This is a genomic window from Bordetella ansorpii (genome assembly GCF_900078315.1).
Lineage (GTDB): Bacteria > Pseudomonadota > Gammaproteobacteria > Burkholderiales > Burkholderiaceae_B > Bordetella > Bordetella ansorpii.
This window is the reverse complement of record NZ_FKBS01000014.1, coordinates 473223-493900: the sequence shown is the minus strand read 5'-3', so window position 1 is coordinate 493900 and position 20678 is coordinate 473223. Positions and strand designations below refer to the sequence as shown.

Below are 20678 nucleotides of genomic sequence, written 5' to 3'. Positions count from 1 at the left end.
CTTACACCCGGCTGCCCAGCGTACGCTGGAAGGCGCGGCGCAGGGCCTCGATCTGGCCTTCCAGGCTGGCTTCGACCATGCCGATCTCGCTTTCGAGAATGCATGCGCCGCGCCCCAGGCGGCCATCGGCCAGGATGTCCAGGTAGCCCACGCCGGGATAGGCGGCCAGCAGGTCGTTGATGCGCTCGCGCACGTCCTCGACTTCTTCGGGATGCAGGCGCAGCGTCATCTGTTTCTGGTTGCGCACCACGGCCAGCGCGTTGCGCACCACGATCATCACCTTCTGGCGGTCGTCGAAGCCGTCGACCACCTTGCGCACCGCCAGCATCACCAGGTCGACCATCTCGTTCTCGACGCCGGCGAAATACTCCACCGTGCGGCCGACGGTCTCGATCATCTTCTCGGCCTGGTCCAGCAGGGCCTGTTCTTTTCCGTCTGCGTAGCCGCGCCGCTGCTCGGCCTCGAAGGCAGCCTGCGCCCCCGCCAGAATGGCTTCGGCCTGGGCGTGGGCGTTGTCCAGCAGGGCCTGCGCGCCGGTCAGCGCGGCGTGGTCCTGCGCGCGCAGGACGCGCGCGCCAGGATCGACGCTGGCCGCCAGGCGGCGCGGCGTCAGTGAATCGCGGGGAAGGACGAATGCCATGTCGGTTCGGTCAGCTTTAGTACGCCCAGCGCCAGCGCCAGCGAGGCAGCGGCGGGCAACGGCGCGTCGCCGGCCGGGCCGGCGGACAGTTTCAGTTCGGCGCGCAGCGCCATTTCGGCACCGCCGCCGTGCAGGGCCTGCATCAGCGTGGCGCGGCCCAGGCGCCGCACGGCGTCCACGGTTTCGTCGGCGCTGAAGGCCTCGCAACCGGCAATGCCGGGGTGCAGGCCGGGAGCGGACTGGCGTGCGAAGGTCATGGCGGCGTCGCCCAGGCCGTCGATGAAGCGGCGCACTTCGGCGCCCGCGATGGCGCGGCGCAGCCGTGCGCCGCACAGCGCCACCCCCAGCCACAGCGCACAGCGCGCCAGCGGGTCGGGAGGCAGCAGCGCCAGGGCCAGCTCAGGCCGGTCGGCATCCTGTACGGGGCGTTCATGCAGGTCGAGGCGCCGGAGGATCTGCGCCGACCGCTGGCGATGCCAAGCGGCCTGCAAGGGCGCCGGCAAGGCCGCGGCCGGGGCCGCATCGTAATCCGCATCCCGGCTGGGATGCAGCGTACGGCTGGGCAGCAGGTTGAACTCGACAAGCCGCGCGCCGAACACGACGGCGGCATCGGCCTGCGGACGGCCCTGCGGGCTCATGCCGACTGGCCTTCGGGACGGCCCGGTTCGCGGCGCGCTTTGGCCGCCGCGCGCCCGCCGAACGGCAGGCCCACGCGCCACACCATCCAGCCCACCGTGGCCGCCAGCACCACGATCAGCAGGATCAGCACGCCCAACAACACGGCCAGGCCGTTGGCCGAGCCGCTATCGACCTGCAGGCCCAGCACGCTGGACAGCGTGGGCGCGTTCTGCACGTGGGAAGGCGGCTGCGCGGACACCAGCGCGATCGACACGCGGTCTTCGGTCAGGCCGGGAATGGCGTGCGTGACCAGCTTGCGGATCTGCGGCTGCAGCGTGTCCAGGTTGTAGCCGGCCTGGTGCTTGATGAACACCGCGGCGGTCGACGGAGACGTGGTCTCGCCCACGCCGCCGCGCTCGGGCAGCACCACGTGCACGCGCGCGGCCAGCACGCCGTCCATCTGCGACAGCGTGTTGGTGAGTTCCTGCGACAAGGCGTAGATGTAGCGGGCGCGCTCTTCCAGCGGCGAAGACACCAGGCCTTCCTTGCGGAAGATCTGGCCCATGCCGTCGAAGCGTTCGCGCGGCAGGCCGCGGGCGCGCAGGATGTCCAGGGCGCGGGCCACCTGGGCGCCGTCGACCGAGATCGACACGCCCTCTTTGGTGGCGGTCTTCTCGGCGTGAATGCCCGAATCGAGCAGCACCGACAGCAGCTCGTTGGCCTCGCCCTCGGTAGAAGCCGAGAACAGCGTGACGCGCGACCCGCAGGCTGCCAGCAACACGATCAGAAGACCGGCGAGCGCGACGCGCAGTATGCGCCGGAACGACGACACCGCGGCCGGTTGGGAAAGCGACAAGGCCTGCATTACGACATCCTGACCAGCGTATCGATGTTCTGCGTGGTGCGCGACACCGCCTTGCCCACAAGTTCGTACTGCACCGATACCTGCAGCATCTCACCCTGCACGCGCAGCATGTCGCTGATGTTGGGCGCGGCGGCCATCTGGTCCAGGCCCGCTGAAATGCCTTGCCAGCGCTGCGAGAAATCGGCGGCGGTGCCTTGCAGGCTGGACAGGATCTGGCTGCCCAACGAAGGCAGGCTGGGCGCGGCGCCGTCGACGGCGAAGGCGGACTGCAAGGCTGCCTGCACGCCGGTCAGCTCGGGCGCGGCGGTGGCGCTCACTTCGGGAGCGTTCATCAACGCGTTGAACCGCTCGGTGGCCTGCGCCGTGGGCGCGACGGCCGGCGCGGGGGTGGTCAGCGGCGCCGCCAGGGCGGCGGAAAGCGCGGCGATTTCCATGGTTTCCCTATTCCTTCACAGTGGGGACGAGACCGGCGGGCATTCTAGCCGCGTCTTCGCCCAGTCCTAGCAAACTGCGCGCCAGCGCCCCGCCCTCGTTGGGCTGGGCCGCGGCGTCCTGCAGCACCTTGCGGCTTTCGGCGGCACGGCCGGCCAGTTGCAACGCCAGGCCGCGCCAGGCCTGGGCCTGGGCACGCTCGGCGTCGTCGGCCAGCACGGCGCTCTCGAGCAATTGCACGGCTTCGGCGGCTCGACCGCTGGCGATGCGCGCCAGGGCCAGGCCGATGTACGGGTACGCGCGCCCCGGACGCACGGCCCGCAGGCCGTTGAAGATGGCGTCGGCGCGGGCGACGTCGCCCGCGCGGGCGGCCAGCATGCCGACTTCGGCCAGCAGGCGAGCCTCGTCCGCATCAAGCACAAAAGCCGTCCCTTGCGAGACGGCTGGCGGCACCGCGGACAAATCCGGTCGGACGCTATCGGACATGAAGCGCGATCATCCGGTTACCGCCTCGCCACGCGTCAGTTCCAGCAAGGCTTGCGCGCGCTTCTGCGCCTCGGGATAGCAGCCGGCTTCGGCGGTGTAGCGCAGCACCAGGTTCAGTTCCTGCACGGCTTCGGCCGTCAGGCCCATCGCCAGCAGGCACTCGGCCACGCCCAGCGAGGCCTCGGGGCCTTCGGGGAACAGCGTGCCCACGGCGGAATAGATGCGCACCGCCTCTTCGTGACGGGCGCACATCTGCAGGCACAGCGCAAGGCCCATCATGTAGTGCTTGCGCGTGGGACCGTAGGTGGACAGGATGGAGAACACCGGCAGCGCCTCGGCGTACTTGCCCTGGGTGACCTGGGCATAGGCCAGGGCGTAGATGACCTCGAGCTGCTCGGCCGTGAAACGCCGGCTGGAGGGCAGCGCCTGCAGGCCTTCGTAGAGCTTCTCGCCGAATTCGCTGCGCTGGGCGGTAGCGGTCTGGGACATGCGTATCTCCTGTGGGCGCCGGTATCAGACCGCCGCGCGCTTGCCAATGTTGGACGTGACCTGGGCCATGCTGTCGGCGGCGCCCGCGATCATCTTGGTCACGGCCTGCAGGCCTTCCTCGATCTGCTGGATGACCTTCTTCAGTTCCTCGCGGCCCTCTTCCATCTGCTTCTGCAGCTTCACCATGGCCGCTTCCAGTTCCTTCTTGTCGGCGATGATGTTCTCCGCGTCGCGTTTGTCGATGGCCTCGGAGATCTTCAGGCCCCCGGTGGCCACCGAGGTGGCGCCCTGCACGATCTGGGCGCCCGCGCCCACCAGCGAACTGGCGATCTTGGTGGCCGCCGTGCCGGCGCCCGCGCCGCCGCTGACCACGGCCATGGCGATGCCCGCCGTGACGGCCGCCGCGATCCCGACCGCCATGCCGATGTAGCCGGCGGTCTGTTCGTCGGCGCCGGCCAGCAGCGCGATGTTCTGCGCCATGCCGCCCAGCAGTTGCGGTTCGACCAGCAGCATCACCGGTACGGCGATGGCCAGCACGCCGCCCATGACGCGGCCGATGCGTTCGGCCGTCTCGGGCGGCACGCCGCAGGCTTCCAGGAACTTGCCGACCATGGTCTGCACCAGGTTGCCGATGCTGATCTCGGGACCGCCGCACTCCTGCGATATCTGGTCGGCCAGCGAAATGGTCGCGCCCACCGCGCCGATGACCGCCATGGCCAGCAGCGGCGCGGCCGCGCCGCCCGTGGCCGCGGTGGCGACGGCCGCGACGGCGACCGCCGCGATCGCCGCGATGGCCGCGAAGATCTTGCCGATCCAGCCGAATATCTTGCCCAGGAGACCCTTGCCTTCGGCCTCCTTGCACTTGTCGATCCAGTCCTTGATCTTGTCGAGCTGGGCCTCGGTATTCTTCTCGGCCTTGACGCGGGCGCTTTCCAGGCCCTTCTGGGCCGCGGCCAGCTGGGCGTCCTGGCTCTTGCCCTTCAAGCTGCGCAGCAGGTCGACCATGTCGGCGGCATTGAAGCTGGCGGCCGGCTCGGAGATGGCCGGCGCACCGCGTTCGTCCGTCAGGCGCTCGCCCGAGGCCGGCGCCTTGCCGCCCTCGAGCTGGGCAACCATGGTCTGCAGCTCGGCCAGCAGCTTCAGCCCGTCGATCTGGCCGGCCTGCTGCGGCGCATCGGTCTGCGTGCCGGCAGGCATCTGCGGCATCATGCCGCCGTAATTCGGTTGGATGGTGCTCATGGAGACTCCTCGACCCGGCGTCAGATGTTGCGGGCGATGCCGCGGTTGGTCTCGAGACGCGACTGGTCGATCGAGCTCAGCTTGTCGCGCACGTCACGGATGACGTCCATCATCTGCTGCATCAATTCGTTGGCTTTCTGCGAACTGTCTTCCTGCACCTTGGCCTGCGCCTCCAGCTCCGAGCGCTTGGCGTCGTGCTCGGCGGCCTTGCGTTCCTGGGTGGCGTTGACGATGGTGCCGATGCCGCCCAGGATCTGGCCCGAGGCCATGCCGGAGGCATTGAGCACCTGCGAGCGGTTCGTGTGCACCGCCGCCTGCGCGTCGAATTCCTTGCCTCGGGCGGTGAACGCCTCGGCGGAGTTCTGGTAGGCGGTACGCTGCGTATCGGTCAGGCCGTCGCCGACCGACGCCTGCTTGTCCAGCACGGCTTCCTTGGACATCATCGCGGACTGGTGCTGCTGGCTGGCGGCCTTCACGCCCTGGATGCCCGAGGCGATGCCCGCCCCCATCTGCACGGCCCCGGCGGCGATCTGGAAGGCGCCCTGCACGATGGCGCCGACCATGCGTTCCTGCGCGGCATTGCGGATTTCCTGGGCGGCGTTCTTCAGCGTGGCCACCTGCGCGGACAGATCGGCATCGCGCACCTGGCGGGCAGCGTCGCGCTGCTCTTGCGCGCACTTCTGGAACAAGGCCATCACCGAATAGATGTCGGTACCCAGCGTTCCGACGTCCAGCTTGCCCAATGCCTGCGAGGCATCGCTGGCGCCCGCCGTGTAGCTGCTGGCGGGCTGCTTCAGACCGCGCAGGCCCAGAGCATCGCTGCCGCCACCGGTGCGCTGCTCGCTGGGGTCCAGCATCAGGTAGGCCGCGCCGGCCTTGTCCGACGCCTGCGCCGGATTCATGTCCGGGGTAGGCGTCAGGCCGGCCACGCCGCCCGCGTTGGGATTGAAGGTGATGTTCATGATCGATCGGCTCCTGTGATGCCGGCCGGTCCGCGGGTCCGCCGCGATCTCCGGCCTGCCTGGGTCTTGTCTTTATTGCATCCTGGCCTGGACGGCCTGCAGCATGGCCGAGGCGCGCACCCGGGTCGCGGCGTGCGCCTCGCCCCGGGACAGCTCGATCGCCATGGCCAGCGATTCGGCCGCCTCGGGCAGGCGGCCCAGCGCCAGCAGGCACTCGGCGCTGTGATACACCGGCGCCGGATCATCCAGGCGCATCATCGTGACGATCACGTACTGCCGCAACGCGTCTTCGTAGCGGCCCAGCATCTGGGCCGCGCCGCCGAACGCCATCTGGTAGCGCGCGTCCATGTGGTTGTACGCCGTCACCTGGGCGAACGTCTTCATGGCATCGGCATACTTGCCCTGCTGATACAGGGCATGGCCATACGCGTACAGCGCCTCGCATTCGTCGTCGGTGATGTCCATGGCCTGGCCCAAGGTACCGCCGCTGCGCCACAGGGCGGCCAGTTCATCGACCATCCTGGCCGTTTCCTGCGGGGTCAGCTCGGCGCCGGTATCCTGGCTTGCAGTCATGTTCTTCGCCTTGTCGAACTCGGTTGCGGAATAGGGATCGTGTCAGACCATCGGACGCGGACGGCGGGCGGCGCCGCCGCTGCGCGCGGCGTTCGCGAAGCTGGCGCGGGCCAGTTCCTCGCCGACTTCGCGGTCGATGTCTTCCAGGTCCTTGCGGAACTGGGCCTCGGCTTCGGCGGCCTCCTTCGGGCCGACCTGGCCGGCCAGCACGGCACGGGCCTTTTCGGGATCGAGGCCTTGCGAACGGAAGAACTCGTTGCTGGCGTCGAGGCTGCGCTGCGCCTCGGCCACCAGGGCTTCGGCTTCGCTGATGATCTGTTCGGGAGTTTTCTGCGACATGATGTTCCTGGATATCGATAAGGGATCTGAAAACCGAATCTGGCCGGAAAGCCGGCTCAGCGCATGTTGCCGATGATGCTGGAGCGGCTGTCCTGCATCTTCTTGACGAAGTTGGTCATCACGTCGAACGCTTCGTTGCGCTTGTTCGACATGCTTTGCAGGCGCAGCATGTCCATCTGCTGCGAATTGCTTTCACCGTCGATCAGGCCCTTGATCTTGGTGATGGCGGCGTCGATCTCGCCCTTGGTGGTGCCACCGGCGAAGACGGCGGTGCCCGTGATCAGCTTGCCTTCATTGCCGTCCTTGGTCTCGCCCGCATCGGGGGTGCGCTGGCCGGTGCGGCTGGTGAAGCCCAGGTCGGACAGGCCGGCTTCCTGGACGGCATCGTTCAGGGGAACCTCGATGCTCGAGATCTTTGCGCTGTCCCAGCCGCCGATGGTGTCGCCGGCCTTGGCGTCGGAGTTGAACTGCGACTGGGCCTTCGTCAGCGTGCTGAGCACGTTGTTCAGCTTGGCGATCTGGTCGTTGCGGTTCTGCACCGCCTTGATCTGGTCTGCCAGTTGGGCATCCAGCAGGCGGGTGCGCTCACTTTGCACCGTCATCAGGGCCGTCTCGAGATCCATGCTCGAGATATCGATGTTGGAAACCATCATGTTGGGGTTGATGCCGGAAGTGCTCATGAGTTGATCTCGCTGTCTTGTGAGGTCTGGGTCGCGCTCGGAGCGCGGTCGGGTCTTGGCTGCAAGGGGGCCGGCTGGGCTGAATCAGGGCCGGCGCCCCGGAACTGTCTGGTGAGTAACAACCGCGTGCTTCGGGTTCCCTGCGCGCGGCGCACTTTTTACGGGCGGCGGATGCGATTCACGGCGCCGCCCATCACGCCGGCTCCGCCGCCGTCAGCGCATGTTGCCGATGATGCTGGAACGGCTGTCCTGCATCTTCTTGACGAAGTTGGTCATCACGTCGAAGGCCTCGTTGCGCTTGTTCGACATGCTTTGCAGCCGCAGCATGTCCATCTGCTGGGAATTGCTTTCGCCGTCGATCATGCCCTTGACCTTGGTGATCATCGCCTCCAGGTCTCCCTTGGTCGTGAAACCACGGATGCCGCCGTCCAGCATGACGGCGTTGCCGTTCTCGTCGACGCTGTTGGTGAGGGCCGGTCCGACCGTCTGCAGCCCGGGCGAGGTCATGCCGGCCTCGATCAGCGCCGTATTGACCTGGCGTTCCAGCGGCCAGCTCTGGTCCTTGCGCCAGGCGCCGTCGCCGGTGCTGTCCAGGTTGTCGGTGGCCTTGGCGTCGCTGGGGAACAGGCCCTGCGCCTGGGTCAGGCCGCTGAGCACGTTGTTCAGCTTGGCGATCTGGTCGTTGCGGCTCTGCACCGCCTTGATCTGGTCGGCCAGCTGGGCGTCCAGCAGGCGGGTGCGTTCGCCCTGTACGGCCAGCAGGGCGGTTTCGAGGTCCATCGACGAAATGTCGATGTTGGAAACCATCATGTTGTTGCCGATGCCGGAGGTGCTCATGATCGATCTCGCTCTGGGATCCGGCGGCGGCATGCCCCGGAATTGTCTGGTAAGTAACGGTGGCGCGGTTCGGGTTCCCTTGCCGCGGGCCTTCGCGCCCGCCAGGCAAGCCAGCCGCACGGCGATCAGCGCATGTTGCCGATGATGCTGGAACGGCTGTCCTGCATCTTCTTGATGAAGTTGGTCATCACCTCGAAGGCTTCGTTGTTCTTGTTGGCCAGGCTTTGCAGGCGCAGCATTTCCATCTGCTGGGAATTGCTGATGCCGTCGACCTGGCGCTTCAGGTCGTCCATGCCCGCGCGCAGCTCCTGGGCCTGGGTGGTGTTGCTGGCGATCGTGGTTTCGTTGCCGGCGATGGTCTGCGTCAGCGTGGCCACCTGGCTGGCGGCCGCCGCCTTCTGGCTTTCCAGGGCGCTGATCTTGCCGTTCAGTTCGTTCACCCAGCCCTGCACCACGCGCCCCTTGGCGTCCATGGTGCCGTTCCGGTCCACATCCTGGGGCGCGTCGGGGCCCGAGGATGCGACGGTCAGGCCGGCGTCCCGCACCTGCTGCAACGTCTGATGCGACTGGGCCGCGTTGTCGCCCTGGCCCCAGGACAGGCCGTAATAGCCTTCGGGATCCGGGCATTTGCTGGCGGCCAGCCGCGATTGCAGGTCTTTCAGGCCGGCGATCTGGGTGTCGAGCGAGACCGACTGGGCGTCCAGCGTGCCGATCTGCGTTTTCGCGGCGGCGTTGTCGGCGGTCAACTGCACGTTCTGCGCATCCAGATCGTTCGCCTGGGTCTGATTTCCCGCGATCTTGTTATTAAGATCGGCGATCTGCTGGTTCTTCGCATTCACCGATTCCATCTGGGACCGCAGCGAGCTTTCCAGCAACTGGCTGCGCTGGCTCTGCACGGCCATCAGGGCGGTTTCGAGATCCATGGACGACAGGCTGGTGCTGCCGACCTGCCCGGCACCGCCGACGGCGAAGTTGTTCATGTTCGAATCCTCGTATGCAAGCGGGGGAGAAGAAAGCGCCACGGAGCCGGATCCTGCGGATCGATCCGGCACGCACGACGATTGAGTAACGGCCCTCGGGGAACAGTTCCATCCGGATTTCCCGCATCGGGATGATTTTTTCGCTGGATGGACGGAACCATTCCGCCCAGGGCGTTACTACCGCATGACCGGGCACGCCGCCCCCACGCCCGCTTCGACCATGAATCGCATCGACGGACAGCTCTCCCACGGATTCTCCTCACTGACCTCGCAGGCCAATGCCGGCCAGGCGCAGGCGCACGTGGGCATGCTCATGGGCCAGGCCACCCAGGTGGTGGAAGGCGAGTTCTCGCTGGCCGACTCGGCCGAGGAGCTCAGCCTGCACATGGCCGAGAAGACCGAGGACAAGCACCACTCCGACCGCAAGGTGAAGGGCGACCGGCCGCTGGAACTGATGGACACCAGCGAGATCGTCGACGCCCTGGACCAGAACCAGGACGGCGACGTGCAGGAGAAACTGCACGAGCTGGTCAAGAAACTCGTTTCCGGCGAGGGTTCGCCGCGCCAGTTGGCCGGCCAGGCCTTCGGCGACATCTCGCAGCAGTACCTGGGCCTGCAGTACGCGCTGCGCGAAGGCGAAAAAGAGGGTGCCGATCCCACTCTGCTGGAGGCCATCCGCGACGCGCTGGCCGACATGGAGATCGAAAGCGGTCCCGAGATCCGCGCCGGGCTGAACAGCCTGAAGAGCGCCTCTGAATTCGGCCACGACGCCGCCGAGATACAGCGCTTCCAGAGCACCTACCGCGATCTGGTGCTGGGCGAACAGACCCTGGCCAAGACGCTGGACCTGGCGCTGGAACGCTTCGGCGGCGAAGACGTCGGCCGCGGCCTGAAGCAACTGACCGCGGCGCTGGGCCACGACCTGGCCGCCACCCGCCCGTCCACCGACGCCAACCGCCTGCAGGCGCTGGTCAGCGACCTCTACCATCTGGAAGTGGCCGCCACCGTGCTGGAAAACTGCGAGGAACTGGCGGACAAGCTGAAGGAAACCACCGGCCGCCGCCTGGACGCCACCCGCCTGATGCGTGATCTGGTCGCCGTCACCAATGAAAAGTGGGTGTCGGAGTCGCGCTTCACCAGCCTGGGCATGCAGCACGGCGCCACGTCCATCGAGGCCCGCGTCCTGTTCCATACCGCCATCAAGGGCATGTTGCGCGAACTGCCGGTCCAGATATTCCCGGATGCCGATACCCGGCAATCCCTCATCAATGCCTCGCAAGCCGCGCTGGACATTGCCATCGACGAGGAAGAACAGCAATGAGCAGTCCGGAACTCACCCTGCGCCAGTTCGGCGAAGAGGCCGGTTTCGACAACCTGTCCTTCGATGCGCGCGGCCAGGCGCTGCTGCAGTCCGAATCCGGACGGCAGACCGGCGTCGAACGCACCCATGACCGCCAGGTGCTGGTCTACATGGCGCAGCCAGTGGCTTATGATGCCGGCGCCTGGCTGGTGCGCGCCTGGAAGCGCGCCCATCACAGCCGCATGGAAGACTGGGCCATCCAGTGCGCGCTGCGCGAATCGCCGGACGGCCAGCGCCGCCTGGTCGCGCTGGTGCGCCTGCCCGAAGACGAATTCACGCCGCTGCGCCTGCGCCAGGCGCTGGACACCCTGGCGCGCTGGCATGATGCCGTGCGCGACGACGCCTACTGACCCGACAGACGAGAACGACCATGTCCGACCTGCGCATCAGCGGCCTGACCTTCGACCGGGGCATCGACGACATCGTCTATGCCGGCAAGGAAAACGGCGCCCGGCAACTGCCCGACCGGCAAGACCTGCCTCCCTCGGCCGATGGTGTCAAGGCGCAGCTCAGCCAGTTGCTGGAAACGCCCAACACCGACCGTTTCCTGGACGACGTGCTCAAGCCCCTCGTCGGCAACCGCGATCTGCTGATTCCGGCCAGGTTCTCGCAGGCCCTGTCCGACGCCCTGCAGGCGCTGTCCTCCGCCGCCGAACAGGCGCAGCAGAACGGCGACGACAGCAGCAAGGCGCTCAACCGCGCCGTGCGCCTGCTGAAGGAAGAAACCGGCCTGCGCGAACTGGTCGCCATGTACCGAAGCACGCTGTACCAGGGATGAACGACGCCTCCGCCCCCCTCGGCGCCGACAGCGCCGAACTGATGGGCCTGCTGGCCTACATCTACCTGGAAAACGACCGTCCCGAGAAGGCGGCCGTGCTGCTGGCCGCGCTCGAGGCGCTGGAGTTGGCCGAGCCGCGCCAGCTGGTCACGCTGGCGCTGGCCCAATTGCGCGCCGGCAAGCCCGAGTCGGCCCTGGCCACGCTCGAGCGCGTGGCGCTGCGCGGCGGCATGGATGCCGCCTTCCATCTGGTGCGCGCCCAGGCGCTGCTGGCGCTGGAACGCCAGGCCGAAGCCGCCGCCGCCATGCGCGCCTACGTCGCCATGCGCGCGTCCCAACCCGGGCAGCCGGCCGACGCCGCCGCCCCCAACACCCCACGCTGAAGGCATCGATGCAAGCCCTCAACCGCGCCGTCGCCGTCGTCACCAGCCGCAACGACATCGTCCTGGCCGTCCTGATCGTTGCGATCATCTTCATGATGATCCTGCCGCTGCCCACCACGCTGGTGGACGTGCTGATCGGCGCCAACATGACCCTGTCGGCCGTGCTGCTGATGGTGGCGATGTACCTGCCCTCGCCGCTGGCGTTCTCGTCCTTTCCGTCGGTGCTGCTGGTCACCACGCTGTTCCGCCTGGGCATCTCGATCGCCACCACCCGCCTGATCCTGCTGCAGGGCGACGCGGGCCACATCATCGAGACCTTCGGCAACTTCGTGGTCGGCGGCAACCTGATCGTCGGCCTGGTGGTGTTCCTGATCCTCACCATCGTGCAGTTCGTGGTCATCACCAAGGGCGCCGAGCGCGTGGCCGAAGTGGCGGCGCGCTTCTCGCTGGACGCCATGCCGGGCAAGCAGATGTCCATCGACGCCGACCTGCGCGCGGGCACCATCGACATGGACGAAGCGCGCAAGCGCCGCACCGTGGTCGAGAAGGAAAGCCAGCTGTACGGCGCCATGGACGGCGCCATGAAGTTCGTCAAGGGCGATGCCATCGCCGGCCTGATCATCGTGGCGGTGAACCTGCTGGGCGGCATCCTGATCGGCACCATGCAGCGCGGCCTGTCCGCGGGCGAGGCGGTGCAGGTCTATTCCATCCTGACCATCGGCGACGGCCTGATCGCGCAGATCCCGGCCCTGTTCATCGCCATCTGCGCAGGCATCATCGTCACGCGCGTGCAGACTGGCGACGGCCCGTCCAACGTCGGCAAGGACATCGGCGCCCAGATCCTCGCCCAGCCGCGCGCCCTGCTCATTGCGGCGGCCATCGCCGTCGGCATGGGCCTGATCCCGGGCATGCCCACGCTGACGTTCGTGGCGCTGGCCGCCGTGGTCGGCTCGATCGGCTTCGTGCTGATGCGCGGCACCCGCAAGGTGGTGGACGAGAAAACCGGCGAGATCACCGAAATCCCGGCCCTGCAGGCGGACGGACGGCAGCCGCCGGCCAAGCCCAGGACCGACGGCAGCGCCGAGTTCGCCCCCACCCTGCCGCTGATGATCGACGTGGCGGCAGACCTGCAGCAGCACTTCGACGCGGGCGAGCTCAACGAAGAACTGCTGAAGATCCGCCGCGCCCTGTATTTCGACCTGGGCGTGCCCTTCCCCGGCATCCAGCTGCGCTTCAACGAAGCCCTGCCGCAGGACAGCTATCACATCCTGCTGTCCGAGGTGCCCGTCTCGCAGGGCAAGCTGCGGCCCGGCAGCGTGCTGGTGCGCGATACCGAGCAGAACCTGCAGGCCTTGCAGGTTCCGTACGAAACCGACAAGCGCTTCCTGCCCGGCCTGCCCACCCTCTGGGCCGAAAGCCGGCTGGCGCCCACGCTGGCGGCCGCGGGCATCCCCTACCTGGACGCGCACCAGATCCTGACCTGGCACCTGGCCTTCGTGCTGAAGAAGTATTCATCGGACTTCATCGGCATCCAGGAAACGCGCTTCCTGCTGTCGGCCATGGAAGACCGCTACCCCGATCTGGTGAAGGAAGCGCTGCGCGTGATGCCGGTGCAGAAGATCGCCGAGATCATGCAGCGCCTGGTGTCCGAGGACATCTCGGTACGCAACCTGCGGGCGGTGCTGGAATCGCTGATCGAATGGGGCCAGAAGGAAAAGGACTCGGTGCTGCTGACCGAATACGTGCGCGTCTCGCTCAAGCGCCACATCAGCTACAAGTACTCCAGCGGCCAGAACATCCTGCCGGCCTACCTGCTGGCGCCCAATGTGGAAGAGACCGTGCGGGGCGCCATCCGCCAGACCTCGGCGGGCAGCTACCTGGCGCTGGACCCCTCGGCCACCAAGAAGCTGGTCGAGAACATCAAGCGCGCCGTGGGCGACCTGTCCGGCACCACGCGCAAGCCCGTGCTGCTGACCTCGATGGACATCCGGCGCTATCTACGCAAGATGATCGAGCAAGACCTGTACGAGCTGCCCGTGCTGTCCTACCAGGAGCTGACGCAGGAAATCAACGTGCAGCCGCTGGCTCGGGTGGAACTGTGAGGGCCGCGCGATGAATCCGCCGAGCCAAGCCCGGAACGCGCCCGCGCAGGACGCGCTGGAACTGCGCGTGCTGTCCGGCCTGCACAACCAGGCCAGTTGCCTGGCCGAAGATGGCGCGGTGCTGGGATCGGATCCGGCCTGCGACGTGGTGCTGGCCGACACGGGCCTGGGCGCGCGCGCCGCGCGCCTGCGCATCGGCCCGCAGGGCTGGGACCTGGCGCCCGACCAGGACACGCCCGCCGGCCAGACCGAGCCCGCCACGCCGTTCAACCAGCCCATGCCGCTGGGGCCCGTCTGGGTCACGGTGGCCAGATGCGCCGACCCCTGGATGGCCGGGCCGGTCGCCGCGAACGACGGTGATGCCGGTGCGTCCGCCGTGGTCACGGCCGCCGCCGTGGCGGCTTCAGGGCCCGCGGTCCCTGAAGCCGCGCCGCCGGAGCCGGCCCCTGCCCCCGTCCGGCCCGCCGTGCCCGCGGCCGCGCCGCCGCGCAAGCGCGACCACTGGCCCATCGTGCTGGGCCTGGCCGCCGTCGTGCTGACCGTCCTGGTCGCCATCGGCATGGCCTGGCTGCTGCCCTCCACGCCCAAGCCCGTCGAGCGCCCCGATCCCCGCGTGGCCGCCGAACGCTCCATCGGCCAGATCACCGCCGCGCTCGAACGCCTGGGCCTGGGCTCGCGCCTGCACGTGGCGATGTCGCGCGACGGCACCGTGCTGGTCAGCGGCTGGGTCCGCAATGCCGCCGAGCAGGACAGCGTGGCTTCCGCCCTGTCGCAGATCTGGCCCATGCCCGCGCTGCGCGTCAGCGCCGAGGACGCCGCCGTCGCCAGCGCGGCCTCCACCCTCAAGGCCTTCAGCGTGCGCTACGCCCCGCGCTACGACGGCGACGGCCGCATGACCATCCTGGGCATCGCCGCCAGCGCACGCGAGCGCGCCTCGGCGCTGGACGCCGTGCGCGCCCAGTTGCCCGGCATGACCGTGCTGGGCAACGACATCGCGCTGGCGCCGGACGTCGCCGATGCCCTGTCGGCGCGATTGGCCGAAGCCGGCCTGTCCGGCATCGCGCTCACCTGGAAAACCGACCGCCTGGAAACCGGCGCCGGCGGCCTGGACGACGACCAGCTGTCCCGTCTGCAGGCCGTGGTGAAAAGCTTCAACGCCACTCACCTGGACGTGGCGGCGCTGGCCCAGCCCGCCGCCGCCGACCGCCAGTTCGCCGACAGCGTGCCGTTCGGCATCCGCAGCGTGGTGGGTGGACCACAACCCTATGTGGTACTGGAAGACGGCAGTAAATTACTGGTCGGCGGCACGCACAAACAGTACCGCCTGACCGCCGTAGAACCGAAGCGCCTGATTTTCGAAGGCCCTCGTCCGGCCATCGTGCTGCGCTGACTCCTTGCCGATCCCATGCCCACCGCCCTGACCGATCTCGAAGCCCTGCTGGCCGCCCCCGACGGCGCGGCCCTGCGCGACGCCCTGGCCAGCCGCGCCGCCACGCTGGAGTCGCGGCTGCGGGCGGCCATCGCCGCCGGCCTGCCGCGCGACCAGTTCGCGGCCTGGCAGGCGGCCGCCGAGGCCGCCACCGCGGCCCGGGCCGTGCTCGCCTCCCATCCCCTGCAAACGGCAGCGGCCTCCCCGCCGCCGTTCGCATCGATGTTTTCCACGTTCAACCCTCGCTAGGAGCCGTCCATGGCGCTCAACGGTCTTTCCGGCTCGTCCGGCCTGAATTTCAACAACGTCAACAGCACCGTCTACGAAAGCATCCGCACGCAGGAAACCAATCTGCGCCAGACGCTGTCCACCATCAGCACCGATGCCGACGGCAACGTGTCGCAGGCCGACATGCTGGCGATGCAGCAGCAGATCAGCCAGTGGACGATGATGGTCGAAGTGCAGAGCACGATCAGCAAGTCGATCTCGGACTCGCTCAAGAGCGTGATCCAGAAGTCGTCCTGATCGCGACGCGCCTGGCGCGATGCAGAATGGCCCGGCACGCAGAATGCCGGGCCGTTTCTCGGTGATCCTCGCCGCCGCGGGGTTCCATTCCCCGCGGTGGCGTTACACCGATTGCATGAAAAGCGCGGGATGGAAGGCCGAGGGCATCGTCGAACGCGACGCTTCGCGCGACAGGCGTTCGACCCAGGCGTCGGCCTGGTCGAGCAGCGCTTCGAGCGCGCCGAGCAGGCTCGCGGCGCCGCATTCGACCAGCGGCAGCGCGACCTGCATGTGCGCCTTGCCCTTGGGATCGAGGCAGGCCACCGCTCCCCTGCCCGCCTGCATGAAATTGGCGCGGGCCATGAGCTCGGCGCAAGCGCCCGCATCGCGGGCCTCGGGAAGCGCACACGAGATCAGCACCTGCCCTCGCGCGCCCATGTGGATGAGTTGGACCACGTGACGCTGGTCGAAGACAAGCTGGCAGATCCCTTCGGCCGTCGGCGCCAGGCCGGCGATACCCAGGGAAGCTCCAAATTCTGACACTATCCGCGCGAAGGTCGGATCAGGCACGTAACGGCTCGAGAGAAAGAACGGTGGGGGCGATTGTACGGCCCGGTCGAAATATTGCATGTATTTGTTTCACCTCGACACTTTTACCACCAAGTCCCTCGCCGGGCCGATCACGGCGGAACGGTGGGACAATGCGGGGGCTCTTTTCGAACCCTTCATGCAGCGCCCCATGTCCGACACCCGTGCCCTCATCCTGAACCAGGTCCTGCGCGGCCTGGCCCTGAATCGCGAACCCGGCTGGAATTTCCCCGGCAACTTCCTGGAGCTGTCCTTCGACGAATTGCGCGATCACGATGCGCGCCTGTCGCTGGAAATCGGACCGCACTGCACCGACCCGGACGGCCAGGCCAGCATCGCGGCCGTCTGCATCCTGGCCGACGTCGCGCTGGCGATCGCCATGCGCGGGCATGCCGGCTATGCGATGCGCATGGCCACGGTCACGCTGGCGCTGCAGTTCACCGGCGCCCCGCGCCAGGGCCCGCTCGCGGCCACCAGCCACTTCGACGGCCTGCACGATGGGCTGGCCCGCAAGCAAGGCCTGGCGCGCGCCGAACTGACGGCGGGCGGGCAGCCGCTGTGCACGGTGCACGGCAGCTTCCAGATGCTGGACGACCGCAACGACCTGCCCCCGATTCCGCTGCGCAAGCGCGGCGTGTCGGCCGAACCGCAGGCGCTGACGCCCGACTTGCTGGTTACACATGAACGCGAGATCTACGACCATGCGCGCCAGGCGCTGGAAACCGGCTCAACGGGCTTCGAGCAGCGGTTCTGGGGCATCCAGCCGCAGGCGCGCGAGGGCGGCGCTACCGGCATCCTGAAGAATGGCCCGCAGGTCGGCAACCGCGTCGGCCACACGCAAGGCGGCCTGACCTTCGCACTGGCGGCGCAGACCGCGCAGGCCGCGCTGGGCGAGGACTGGAACATGGTGGGCATCTCGACCTGGTACGTGCGCCCCGGCACGGGTCCGGCGCTGCGCGCCGATGCCGAGATCGCGCACCAGGGCGGCACCACGGCAGTGGTGAAGGCCGACGTGAAGGACGCGGACGGACGCCTGGTGCTGGCCGCGGTGGCGAACCTGTCGCGCAAGGGCGCGCGGGACTGATCGTCCAAAACAGACGGCCCTGCATTTGCAGGGCCGTCTGGATGGTGCCGGTATCGCTTACGCGCCCAGATAGGCTTCCAGCACGCGCGGGTGGTTCAGCAGCTCGCGGCCGCCGCCCGACAGCGCCATCGCGCCGTTTTCCAGCACATAGCCGCGCTGCGCGATCTTCAGCGCCTGGCGCACGTTCTGCTCGACCAGGAACAGCGTCAGGCCGTCGGCGTTGATCGCGCGCAGCGAACGGAAGATTTCCTGCACCACGATGGGCGCCAGGCCCATCGAGGGCTCGTCCAGCAGCAGCAGGCGCGGCTTGGCCATCAGGGCGCGGCCGATCGCCAGCATCTGCTGTTCGCCGCCCGACAGGTTGCCGGCGATGCCCGACAGGCGCTCGTTCAGGCGCGGGAACAGGTGCAGCACGTATTCCAGCTCGGTGGCGGCGGCCTTCAGGCCACGCCGGTAGGCGCCCAGTTCGAGGTTTTCGCGCACCGTCATCGTGGTGAGGATAGCGCGGCCTTCCGGCACCTGCACGATGCCACGCGCCACGACGGCGTGCGGCGCCAGGCCGGTGATGTCTTCGCCTTCGAAACGGATGCGGCCGGCGCGCTTGGGCAACAGGCCCGACAGCGCCAGCAGCGTGGTCGACTTGCCGGCGCCGTTGGCGCCGACCAGGGCGGTGATGCCGCCGGCGTCCAGCGTCAGGTCGATGCCGCGCACGGCCTCGATGTGGCCGTAGTGGACTTCCAGCCCTTGGACTTCCAACATGCTCATCGCACTTCTCCCGTTTGGGCAGCGTGCGCGGCCTCGTCCTCGTCGTCCTCGCGGCCCAGGTAGGCCTCGATCACCTGTTCGTTGTTGCGGATGTCTTCCGGACCGCCGCAGGCAATGATCTTGCCGAAGTTCAGCACCGCGATGCGCTCGCACAGCCCCATGACGAAGCGCATGTCGTGCTCGATCATCAGGATGGTGTAGCCGCGGTCGCGGATCGCCAGGATCTCGCGCATCAGCTCGGCGCGTTCGCCGGTGTTCATGCCCGCCACCGGCTCGTCCAGCAGCAGCAGGCGCGGCTCGGTGGCCAGCGCGCGCGCCAGCTCCAGGCGGCGCTGTTCGCCGTACGACAGGTTGTCGGCCAGATCGTTGGCCTTGTGGTCCAGCTTCATCCACGACAGCAGTTCCAGCGCGCGCTCGCGGGCGCGGGCTTCGTGCTGGCGGTACTTCGGCAGGCCCAGCAGCAGGCTGGCGAAGCCGTAGTCCATGTGGCGATACGACCCCACCACCACGTTCTCCAGCAGCGTCATCTCCTTGAACAGGCGGATGTTCTGGAACGTGCGGGCGATGCCCATGCGCGTGATTTCATGCGGCTTGCGGCGCAGCAGGTTGCTGCCTTCGAACGTGATGTCGCCGCGGGTCGGGTCGAGCAGGCCGGTGATCAGGTTGAACACCGTGGTCTTGCCCGCGCCGTTGGGACCGATCAGGCCGAAGATCGCGCCTTGCGGCACGCTCAGGTTGACGTCGTGCAGCACATGCAGGCCGCCGAAGCTCTTGGAGATGTTCTTGAGCTCAAGCATTGCGGCCTCCCTTGCGCATCCAGCGCGAGAAGCGCGCCGGGTCCCAGATGCCCTGCGGCAGGAACAGCACGATCAGCACCAGGATCAATCCGTTGACCACCAGGCGGAAATCGGCGAAACCGCGCAGCATTTCCGGCAGGATGGTGATGATGAAGGCCCCCAGGACCGGACCGGCCAGGCCACCGATGCCGCCCAGGATGGCCATGGTCAGGATCTCGACGCCACGGTCGAAGCCGTATTCGTTGGGGCCGATGAAGAAGGTCAGGTGCGCGTTCAGCGCGCCGGCCAGGCCGGCGATGGCGGCGCCCGCCACGAAGGCCAGCATCTTGCTGGAACGGATGTCGATGCCCATCAGTTGCGCGGCGGTCTCGTCGCCGCGGATGGCGTCGAAGGACCGGCCGATCTTGGAGCGGCGCACGCGCCACAGCACCAGCAGCACGATGACCACGGCCAGCGCCACATGCCACCACTGAGTCAGTTGCGGGATGCCGTTCAGGCCCAGCGCGCCGCCGGTCAGCGACTCGGTGTTCAGGATGGTGACGCGCACGACCTCGCCGAAGCCCAGCGTGGCCATCGCCAGGTACACCCCGGACAGGCGCAAGGTCGGCAGGCCGATCAACGCGGCCACCAGCGCCGGGGCCAGCATGCCGCCGGCCAGCGCCACCGGGAACGACGCCTCGTAGTTCATGGTGAGCAGGGCCGCCGCGTAGGCGCCGATGCCCATGAAGGCGGCGTTGGCCATGGCCAGCATGCCGCAGGTCAGCGTCAGCCAGATCGACAGCGCCAGCAGCGCGTTGGTGCCCAGCGTGAGCACCAGGTTGCCGTAGATGGCCCAGAAATTTTCAAAACCATCCATGTTATGCCTTCCGTTGCGCGACTTTGCCGAACAGGCCTTGCGGGCGCAGCAGCAGGATGAGGAACAGCAGGCCGAACGCGACGGCGTCACGCATCGTCGAGCCGATGTAGGCCACCGACAGCACTTCGGCGAAGCCCAGGAACAGGCCGCCCAGCATGGCGCCACGGATATCGCCCATGCCGCCCAGGATGATGACCGCGATGCCCTTGTGCAGCATCGGCTGGCCCATCAGCGGGAACAGCGCGTTCGAATACAGGCCGATCAGCACGCCCGCCAGGCCGCCCAGGCCGGCCGCCGCGAACGAGGTGATCAGGAACAACTTCTCGACGTCGATACCCAGCAGCCAGGCCGCCTTGGGCGACTCGGCCACGGCGCGCATGGCGCGGCCGAACTGCGTGCGGCGCATGATGAGCATCAGCGCGGCCATCAGCACCACCGACAGCGCGATGATGCACAGCTCGATCACCGTCACGTGCAGGCCCGCGATCTCCAGCACCTCTTCCGGCACCGTGCCCATCGGGAAGCGCAGGTTGCTGGCGCCGAAGATGGCTTGCGCGCCGTTGTTCAGGATGATGGCCACGCCGATGGTGGCGATCATGGGGATCAGGTGGGGCGCGTTGCGCTTGCGCAGCGGCTTCAAAACCAGGAAGTCGACCAGGGCGCCGACCAGGCCGGCCACCACCAGGGCCACGATGAGCCCGGCCCACAGCGGCAGTCCCGCGTGGCTGATGACCGCCAGCGCGGCATACGCGCCGACCATGAAGACCGCGCCGTGCGCGAGGTTGATGACGCCCAGCACGCCGAAGACCAGCGTGAAGCCGAGCGCGAACAGCGCGTACACGCAGCCCAGCGACAGGGCGTTGACGAATTGTTGTTCGAGCATGGGAAATCC

At 68.0% G+C, this 20678-nt stretch carries 27 protein-coding genes; 9 read left to right on the top strand and 18 right to left on the bottom strand.

The window, feature by feature from the left end; genetic code table 11:
* Position 1: 1 nt before the first annotated feature.
* From A7W11_RS09955 to A7W11_RS09895, 13 genes are all read right to left on the bottom strand, one after another.
* Positions 2 to 640 (bottom strand): HrpE/YscL family type III secretion apparatus protein, encoded by a 639-nt coding sequence (locus A7W11_RS09955; protein ID WP_066411033.1) that lies wholly within the window; start codon positions 638 to 640, stop codon positions 2 to 4.
* Positions 610 to 1278, bottom strand: coding sequence for a SctK family type III secretion system sorting platform protein (locus tag A7W11_RS09950; RefSeq protein ID WP_066411032.1), 669 nt, complete (start codon positions 1276 to 1278; stop codon positions 610 to 612). The genes A7W11_RS09955 and A7W11_RS09950 overlap by 31 nt, the downstream gene beginning before the upstream one ends.
* Positions 1275 to 2123, bottom strand: a complete 849-nt coding sequence (sctJ, locus tag A7W11_RS09945) for a type III secretion system inner membrane ring lipoprotein SctJ (protein ID WP_066411025.1) — start codon at positions 2121 to 2123, stop codon at positions 1275 to 1277. The genes A7W11_RS09950 and sctJ overlap by 4 nt, the downstream gene beginning before the upstream one ends.
* Positions 2123 to 2557, bottom strand: a complete 435-nt coding sequence (sctI, locus tag A7W11_RS09940) for a type III secretion system inner rod subunit SctI (protein ID WP_066411024.1) — start codon at positions 2555 to 2557, stop codon at positions 2123 to 2125. The genes sctJ and sctI overlap by 1 nt, the downstream gene beginning before the upstream one ends.
* A gap of 7 nt (positions 2558 to 2564) precedes the next feature.
* Complete coding sequence (locus A7W11_RS09935; RefSeq protein WP_066411023.1) at positions 2565 to 3041, bottom strand: tetratricopeptide repeat protein; 477 nt, start codon at positions 3039 to 3041, stop codon at positions 2565 to 2567.
* A gap of 9 nt (positions 3042 to 3050) precedes the next feature.
* Complete coding sequence (locus tag A7W11_RS09930) at positions 3051 to 3530, bottom strand: SycD/LcrH family type III secretion system chaperone (RefSeq protein WP_066411017.1); 480 nt, start codon at positions 3528 to 3530, stop codon at positions 3051 to 3053.
* A gap of 24 nt (positions 3531 to 3554) precedes the next feature.
* Positions 3555 to 4769: a type III secretion system translocon subunit SctE gene (gene sctE, locus A7W11_RS09925; RefSeq protein ID WP_082887183.1), complete on the bottom strand. Its 1215-nt coding sequence runs from the start codon at positions 4767 to 4769 to the stop codon at positions 3555 to 3557.
* A gap of 20 nt (positions 4770 to 4789) precedes the next feature.
* Positions 4790 to 5731: a type III secretion system translocon subunit SctB gene (gene sctB, locus A7W11_RS09920; RefSeq protein WP_066411014.1), complete on the bottom strand. Its 942-nt coding sequence runs from the start codon at positions 5729 to 5731 to the stop codon at positions 4790 to 4792.
* A 72-nt stretch (positions 5732 to 5803) separates the two neighbouring features.
* Complete coding sequence (locus tag A7W11_RS09915) at positions 5804 to 6304, bottom strand: SycD/LcrH family type III secretion system chaperone (protein WP_082887182.1); 501 nt, start codon at positions 6302 to 6304, stop codon at positions 5804 to 5806.
* Positions 6305 to 6346: 42 nt separating this feature from the next.
* Positions 6347 to 6643, bottom strand: coding sequence for a Btc22 family type III secretion system chaperone (gene btc22 / locus A7W11_RS09910; protein ID WP_066411012.1), 297 nt, complete (start codon positions 6641 to 6643; stop codon positions 6347 to 6349).
* A 56-nt stretch (positions 6644 to 6699) separates the two neighbouring features.
* Positions 6700 to 7323, bottom strand: a complete 624-nt coding sequence (locus A7W11_RS09905) for a hypothetical protein (RefSeq protein WP_066411005.1) — start codon at positions 7321 to 7323, stop codon at positions 6700 to 6702.
* Between the two features lie 213 nt (positions 7324 to 7536).
* Positions 7537 to 8160: a hypothetical protein gene (locus A7W11_RS09900; protein WP_066411003.1), complete on the bottom strand. Its 624-nt coding sequence runs from the start codon at positions 8158 to 8160 to the stop codon at positions 7537 to 7539.
* Positions 8161 to 8285: 125 nt separating this feature from the next.
* Complete coding sequence (locus A7W11_RS09895; protein ID WP_066411001.1) at positions 8286 to 9140, bottom strand: coiled-coil domain-containing protein; 855 nt, start codon at positions 9138 to 9140, stop codon at positions 8286 to 8288.
* Positions 9141 to 9360: 220 nt separating this feature from the next.
* Between A7W11_RS09895 and sctW the strand changes: the two genes are divergently transcribed.
* The 8 genes from sctW to A7W11_RS09855 are packed head-to-tail and all read left to right on the top strand — an operon-like array spanning position 9361 to position 15717.
* Complete coding sequence (gene sctW, locus A7W11_RS09890; protein ID WP_066413788.1) at positions 9361 to 10461, top strand: type III secretion system gatekeeper subunit SctW; 1101 nt, start codon at positions 9361 to 9363, stop codon at positions 10459 to 10461.
* The gene (locus tag A7W11_RS09885; protein ID WP_066410999.1) at positions 10458 to 10850 is read left to right on the top strand and encodes a type III secretion system chaperone family protein; all 393 of its coding nucleotides are present in this window, start codon (positions 10458 to 10460) and stop codon (positions 10848 to 10850) included. The genes sctW and A7W11_RS09885 overlap by 4 nt, the downstream gene beginning before the upstream one ends.
* A 20-nt stretch (positions 10851 to 10870) precedes the next feature.
* Positions 10871 to 11278, top strand: coding sequence for a type III secretion apparatus assembly protein SctX (gene sctX, locus A7W11_RS09880; protein WP_066410992.1), 408 nt, complete (start codon positions 10871 to 10873; stop codon positions 11276 to 11278).
* Positions 11275 to 11661, top strand: a complete 387-nt coding sequence (sctY, locus tag A7W11_RS09875) for a type III secretion apparatus assembly chaperone SctY (protein WP_066410991.1) — start codon at positions 11275 to 11277, stop codon at positions 11659 to 11661. The genes sctX and sctY overlap by 4 nt, the downstream gene beginning before the upstream one ends.
* Before the next feature lie 8 nt (positions 11662 to 11669).
* Positions 11670 to 13763 (top strand): type III secretion system export apparatus subunit SctV, encoded by a 2094-nt coding sequence (sctV, locus tag A7W11_RS09870; protein WP_066410985.1) that lies wholly within the window; start codon positions 11670 to 11672, stop codon positions 13761 to 13763.
* A gap of 10 nt (positions 13764 to 13773) precedes the next feature.
* Complete coding sequence (gene sctD, locus A7W11_RS09865) at positions 13774 to 15153, top strand: type III secretion system inner membrane ring subunit SctD (protein WP_066410983.1); 1380 nt, start codon at positions 13774 to 13776, stop codon at positions 15151 to 15153.
* Positions 15154 to 15168: 15 nt separating this feature from the next.
* The gene (locus tag A7W11_RS09860) at positions 15169 to 15441 is read left to right on the top strand and encodes a hypothetical protein (protein WP_066410981.1); all 273 of its coding nucleotides are present in this window, start codon (positions 15169 to 15171) and stop codon (positions 15439 to 15441) included.
* Between the two features lie 9 nt (positions 15442 to 15450).
* Positions 15451 to 15717 (top strand): EscF/YscF/HrpA family type III secretion system needle major subunit, encoded by a 267-nt coding sequence (locus A7W11_RS09855; protein ID WP_066128012.1) that lies wholly within the window; start codon positions 15451 to 15453, stop codon positions 15715 to 15717.
* Between the two features lie 102 nt (positions 15718 to 15819).
* Here A7W11_RS09855 and A7W11_RS09850 read toward each other — a convergent pair whose 3' ends face one another.
* A complete protein-coding gene (locus A7W11_RS09850) occupies positions 15820 to 16326 on the bottom strand; it encodes a type III secretion system chaperone (RefSeq protein WP_082887181.1) in 507 nt (168 codons plus the stop codon).
* A 109-nt stretch (positions 16327 to 16435) separates the two neighbouring features.
* Between A7W11_RS09850 and A7W11_RS09845 the strand changes: the two genes are divergently transcribed.
* On the top strand, positions 16436 to 17368 hold the full coding sequence (locus A7W11_RS09845; protein ID WP_162270258.1) for a hotdog domain-containing protein: 933 nt from the start codon (positions 16436 to 16438) through the stop codon (positions 17366 to 17368).
* 57 nt (positions 17369 to 17425) lie between these two features.
* Here the strand turns inward: A7W11_RS09845 and A7W11_RS09840 are convergent, their stop codons facing one another.
* From A7W11_RS09840 to A7W11_RS09825, 4 genes are read right to left on the bottom strand one after another with little or no spacing between them, the layout of a single operon-like run.
* Entirely contained in the window at positions 17426 to 18133 is a 708-nt protein-coding gene (locus A7W11_RS09840; protein WP_066410976.1) for an ABC transporter ATP-binding protein, read from the bottom strand.
* A complete protein-coding gene (locus tag A7W11_RS09835) occupies positions 18130 to 18930 on the bottom strand; it encodes an ABC transporter ATP-binding protein (RefSeq protein ID WP_066410974.1) in 801 nt (266 codons plus the stop codon). Before A7W11_RS09835 ends, A7W11_RS09840 begins: the two co-directional genes overlap by 4 nt.
* A complete protein-coding gene (locus tag A7W11_RS09830; protein WP_066410973.1) occupies positions 18923 to 19786 on the bottom strand; it encodes a branched-chain amino acid ABC transporter permease in 864 nt (287 codons plus the stop codon). Before A7W11_RS09830 ends, A7W11_RS09835 begins: the two co-directional genes overlap by 8 nt.
* A gap of 1 nt (position 19787) precedes the next feature.
* Entirely contained in the window at positions 19788 to 20669 is an 882-nt protein-coding gene (locus A7W11_RS09825) for a branched-chain amino acid ABC transporter permease (protein ID WP_066410970.1), read from the bottom strand.
* Positions 20670 to 20678 lie beyond the last annotated feature (9 nt).

What these genes read in the sequence shown, in the direction of transcription:
- A7W11_RS09955 (WP_066411033.1), bottom strand. Translation starts at nt 640, where the DNA reads ATGGCATTCGTCCTTCCCCGCGATTCACTGACGCCGCGCCGCCTGGCG.
- A7W11_RS09950 (WP_066411032.1), bottom strand. Translation starts at nt 1,278, where the DNA reads ATGAGCCCGCAGGGCCGTCCGCAGGCCGATGCCGCCGTCGTGTTCGGC.
- sctJ (WP_066411025.1), bottom strand. Translation starts at nt 2,123, where the DNA reads ATGCAGGCCTTGTCGCTTTCCCAACCGGCCGCGGTGTCGTCGTTCCGG.
- sctI (WP_066411024.1), bottom strand. Translation starts at nt 2,557, where the DNA reads ATGGAAATCGCCGCGCTTTCCGCCGCCCTGGCGGCGCCGCTGACCACC.
- A7W11_RS09935 (WP_066411023.1), bottom strand. Translation starts at nt 3,041, where the DNA reads ATGTCCGATAGCGTCCGACCGGATTTGTCCGCGGTGCCGCCAGCCGTC.
- A7W11_RS09930 (WP_066411017.1), bottom strand. Translation starts at nt 3,530, where the DNA reads ATGTCCCAGACCGCTACCGCCCAGCGCAGCGAATTCGGCGAGAAGCTC.
- sctE (WP_082887183.1), bottom strand. Translation starts at nt 4,769, where the DNA reads ATGAGCACCATCCAACCGAATTACGGCGGCATGATGCCGCAGATGCCT.
- sctB (WP_066411014.1), bottom strand. Translation starts at nt 5,731, where the DNA reads ATGAACATCACCTTCAATCCCAACGCGGGCGGCGTGGCCGGCCTGACG.
- A7W11_RS09915 (WP_082887182.1), bottom strand. Translation starts at nt 6,304, where the DNA reads ATGACTGCAAGCCAGGATACCGGCGCCGAGCTGACCCCGCAGGAAACG.
- btc22 (WP_066411012.1), bottom strand. Translation starts at nt 6,643, where the DNA reads ATGTCGCAGAAAACTCCCGAACAGATCATCAGCGAAGCCGAAGCCCTG.
- A7W11_RS09905 (WP_066411005.1), bottom strand. Translation starts at nt 7,323, where the DNA reads ATGAGCACTTCCGGCATCAACCCCAACATGATGGTTTCCAACATCGAT.
- A7W11_RS09900 (WP_066411003.1), bottom strand. Translation starts at nt 8,160, where the DNA reads ATGAGCACCTCCGGCATCGGCAACAACATGATGGTTTCCAACATCGAC.
- A7W11_RS09895 (WP_066411001.1), bottom strand. Translation starts at nt 9,140, where the DNA reads ATGAACAACTTCGCCGTCGGCGGTGCCGGGCAGGTCGGCAGCACCAGC.
- sctW (WP_066413788.1), top strand. Translation starts at nt 9,361, where the DNA reads ATGAATCGCATCGACGGACAGCTCTCCCACGGATTCTCCTCACTGACC.
- A7W11_RS09885 (WP_066410999.1), top strand. Translation starts at nt 10,458, where the DNA reads ATGAGCAGTCCGGAACTCACCCTGCGCCAGTTCGGCGAAGAGGCCGGT.
- sctX (WP_066410992.1), top strand. Translation starts at nt 10,871, where the DNA reads ATGTCCGACCTGCGCATCAGCGGCCTGACCTTCGACCGGGGCATCGAC.
- sctY (WP_066410991.1), top strand. Translation starts at nt 11,275, where the DNA reads ATGAACGACGCCTCCGCCCCCCTCGGCGCCGACAGCGCCGAACTGATG.
- sctV (WP_066410985.1), top strand. Translation starts at nt 11,670, where the DNA reads ATGCAAGCCCTCAACCGCGCCGTCGCCGTCGTCACCAGCCGCAACGAC.
- sctD (WP_066410983.1), top strand. Translation starts at nt 13,774, where the DNA reads ATGAATCCGCCGAGCCAAGCCCGGAACGCGCCCGCGCAGGACGCGCTG.
- A7W11_RS09860 (WP_066410981.1), top strand. Translation starts at nt 15,169, where the DNA reads ATGCCCACCGCCCTGACCGATCTCGAAGCCCTGCTGGCCGCCCCCGAC.
- A7W11_RS09855 (WP_066128012.1), top strand. Translation starts at nt 15,451, where the DNA reads ATGGCGCTCAACGGTCTTTCCGGCTCGTCCGGCCTGAATTTCAACAAC.
- A7W11_RS09850 (WP_082887181.1), bottom strand. Translation starts at nt 16,326, where the DNA reads ATGCAATATTTCGACCGGGCCGTACAATCGCCCCCACCGTTCTTTCTC.
- A7W11_RS09845 (WP_162270258.1), top strand. Translation starts at nt 16,436, where the DNA reads ATGTCCGACACCCGTGCCCTCATCCTGAACCAGGTCCTGCGCGGCCTG.
- A7W11_RS09840 (WP_066410976.1), bottom strand. Translation starts at nt 18,133, where the DNA reads ATGAGCATGTTGGAAGTCCAAGGGCTGGAAGTCCACTACGGCCACATC.
- A7W11_RS09835 (WP_066410974.1), bottom strand. Translation starts at nt 18,930, where the DNA reads ATGCTTGAGCTCAAGAACATCTCCAAGAGCTTCGGCGGCCTGCATGTG.
- A7W11_RS09830 (WP_066410973.1), bottom strand. Translation starts at nt 19,786, where the DNA reads ATGGATGGTTTTGAAAATTTCTGGGCCATCTACGGCAACCTGGTGCTC.
- A7W11_RS09825 (WP_066410970.1), bottom strand. Translation starts at nt 20,669, where the DNA reads ATGCTCGAACAACAATTCGTCAACGCCCTGTCGCTGGGCTGCGTGTAC.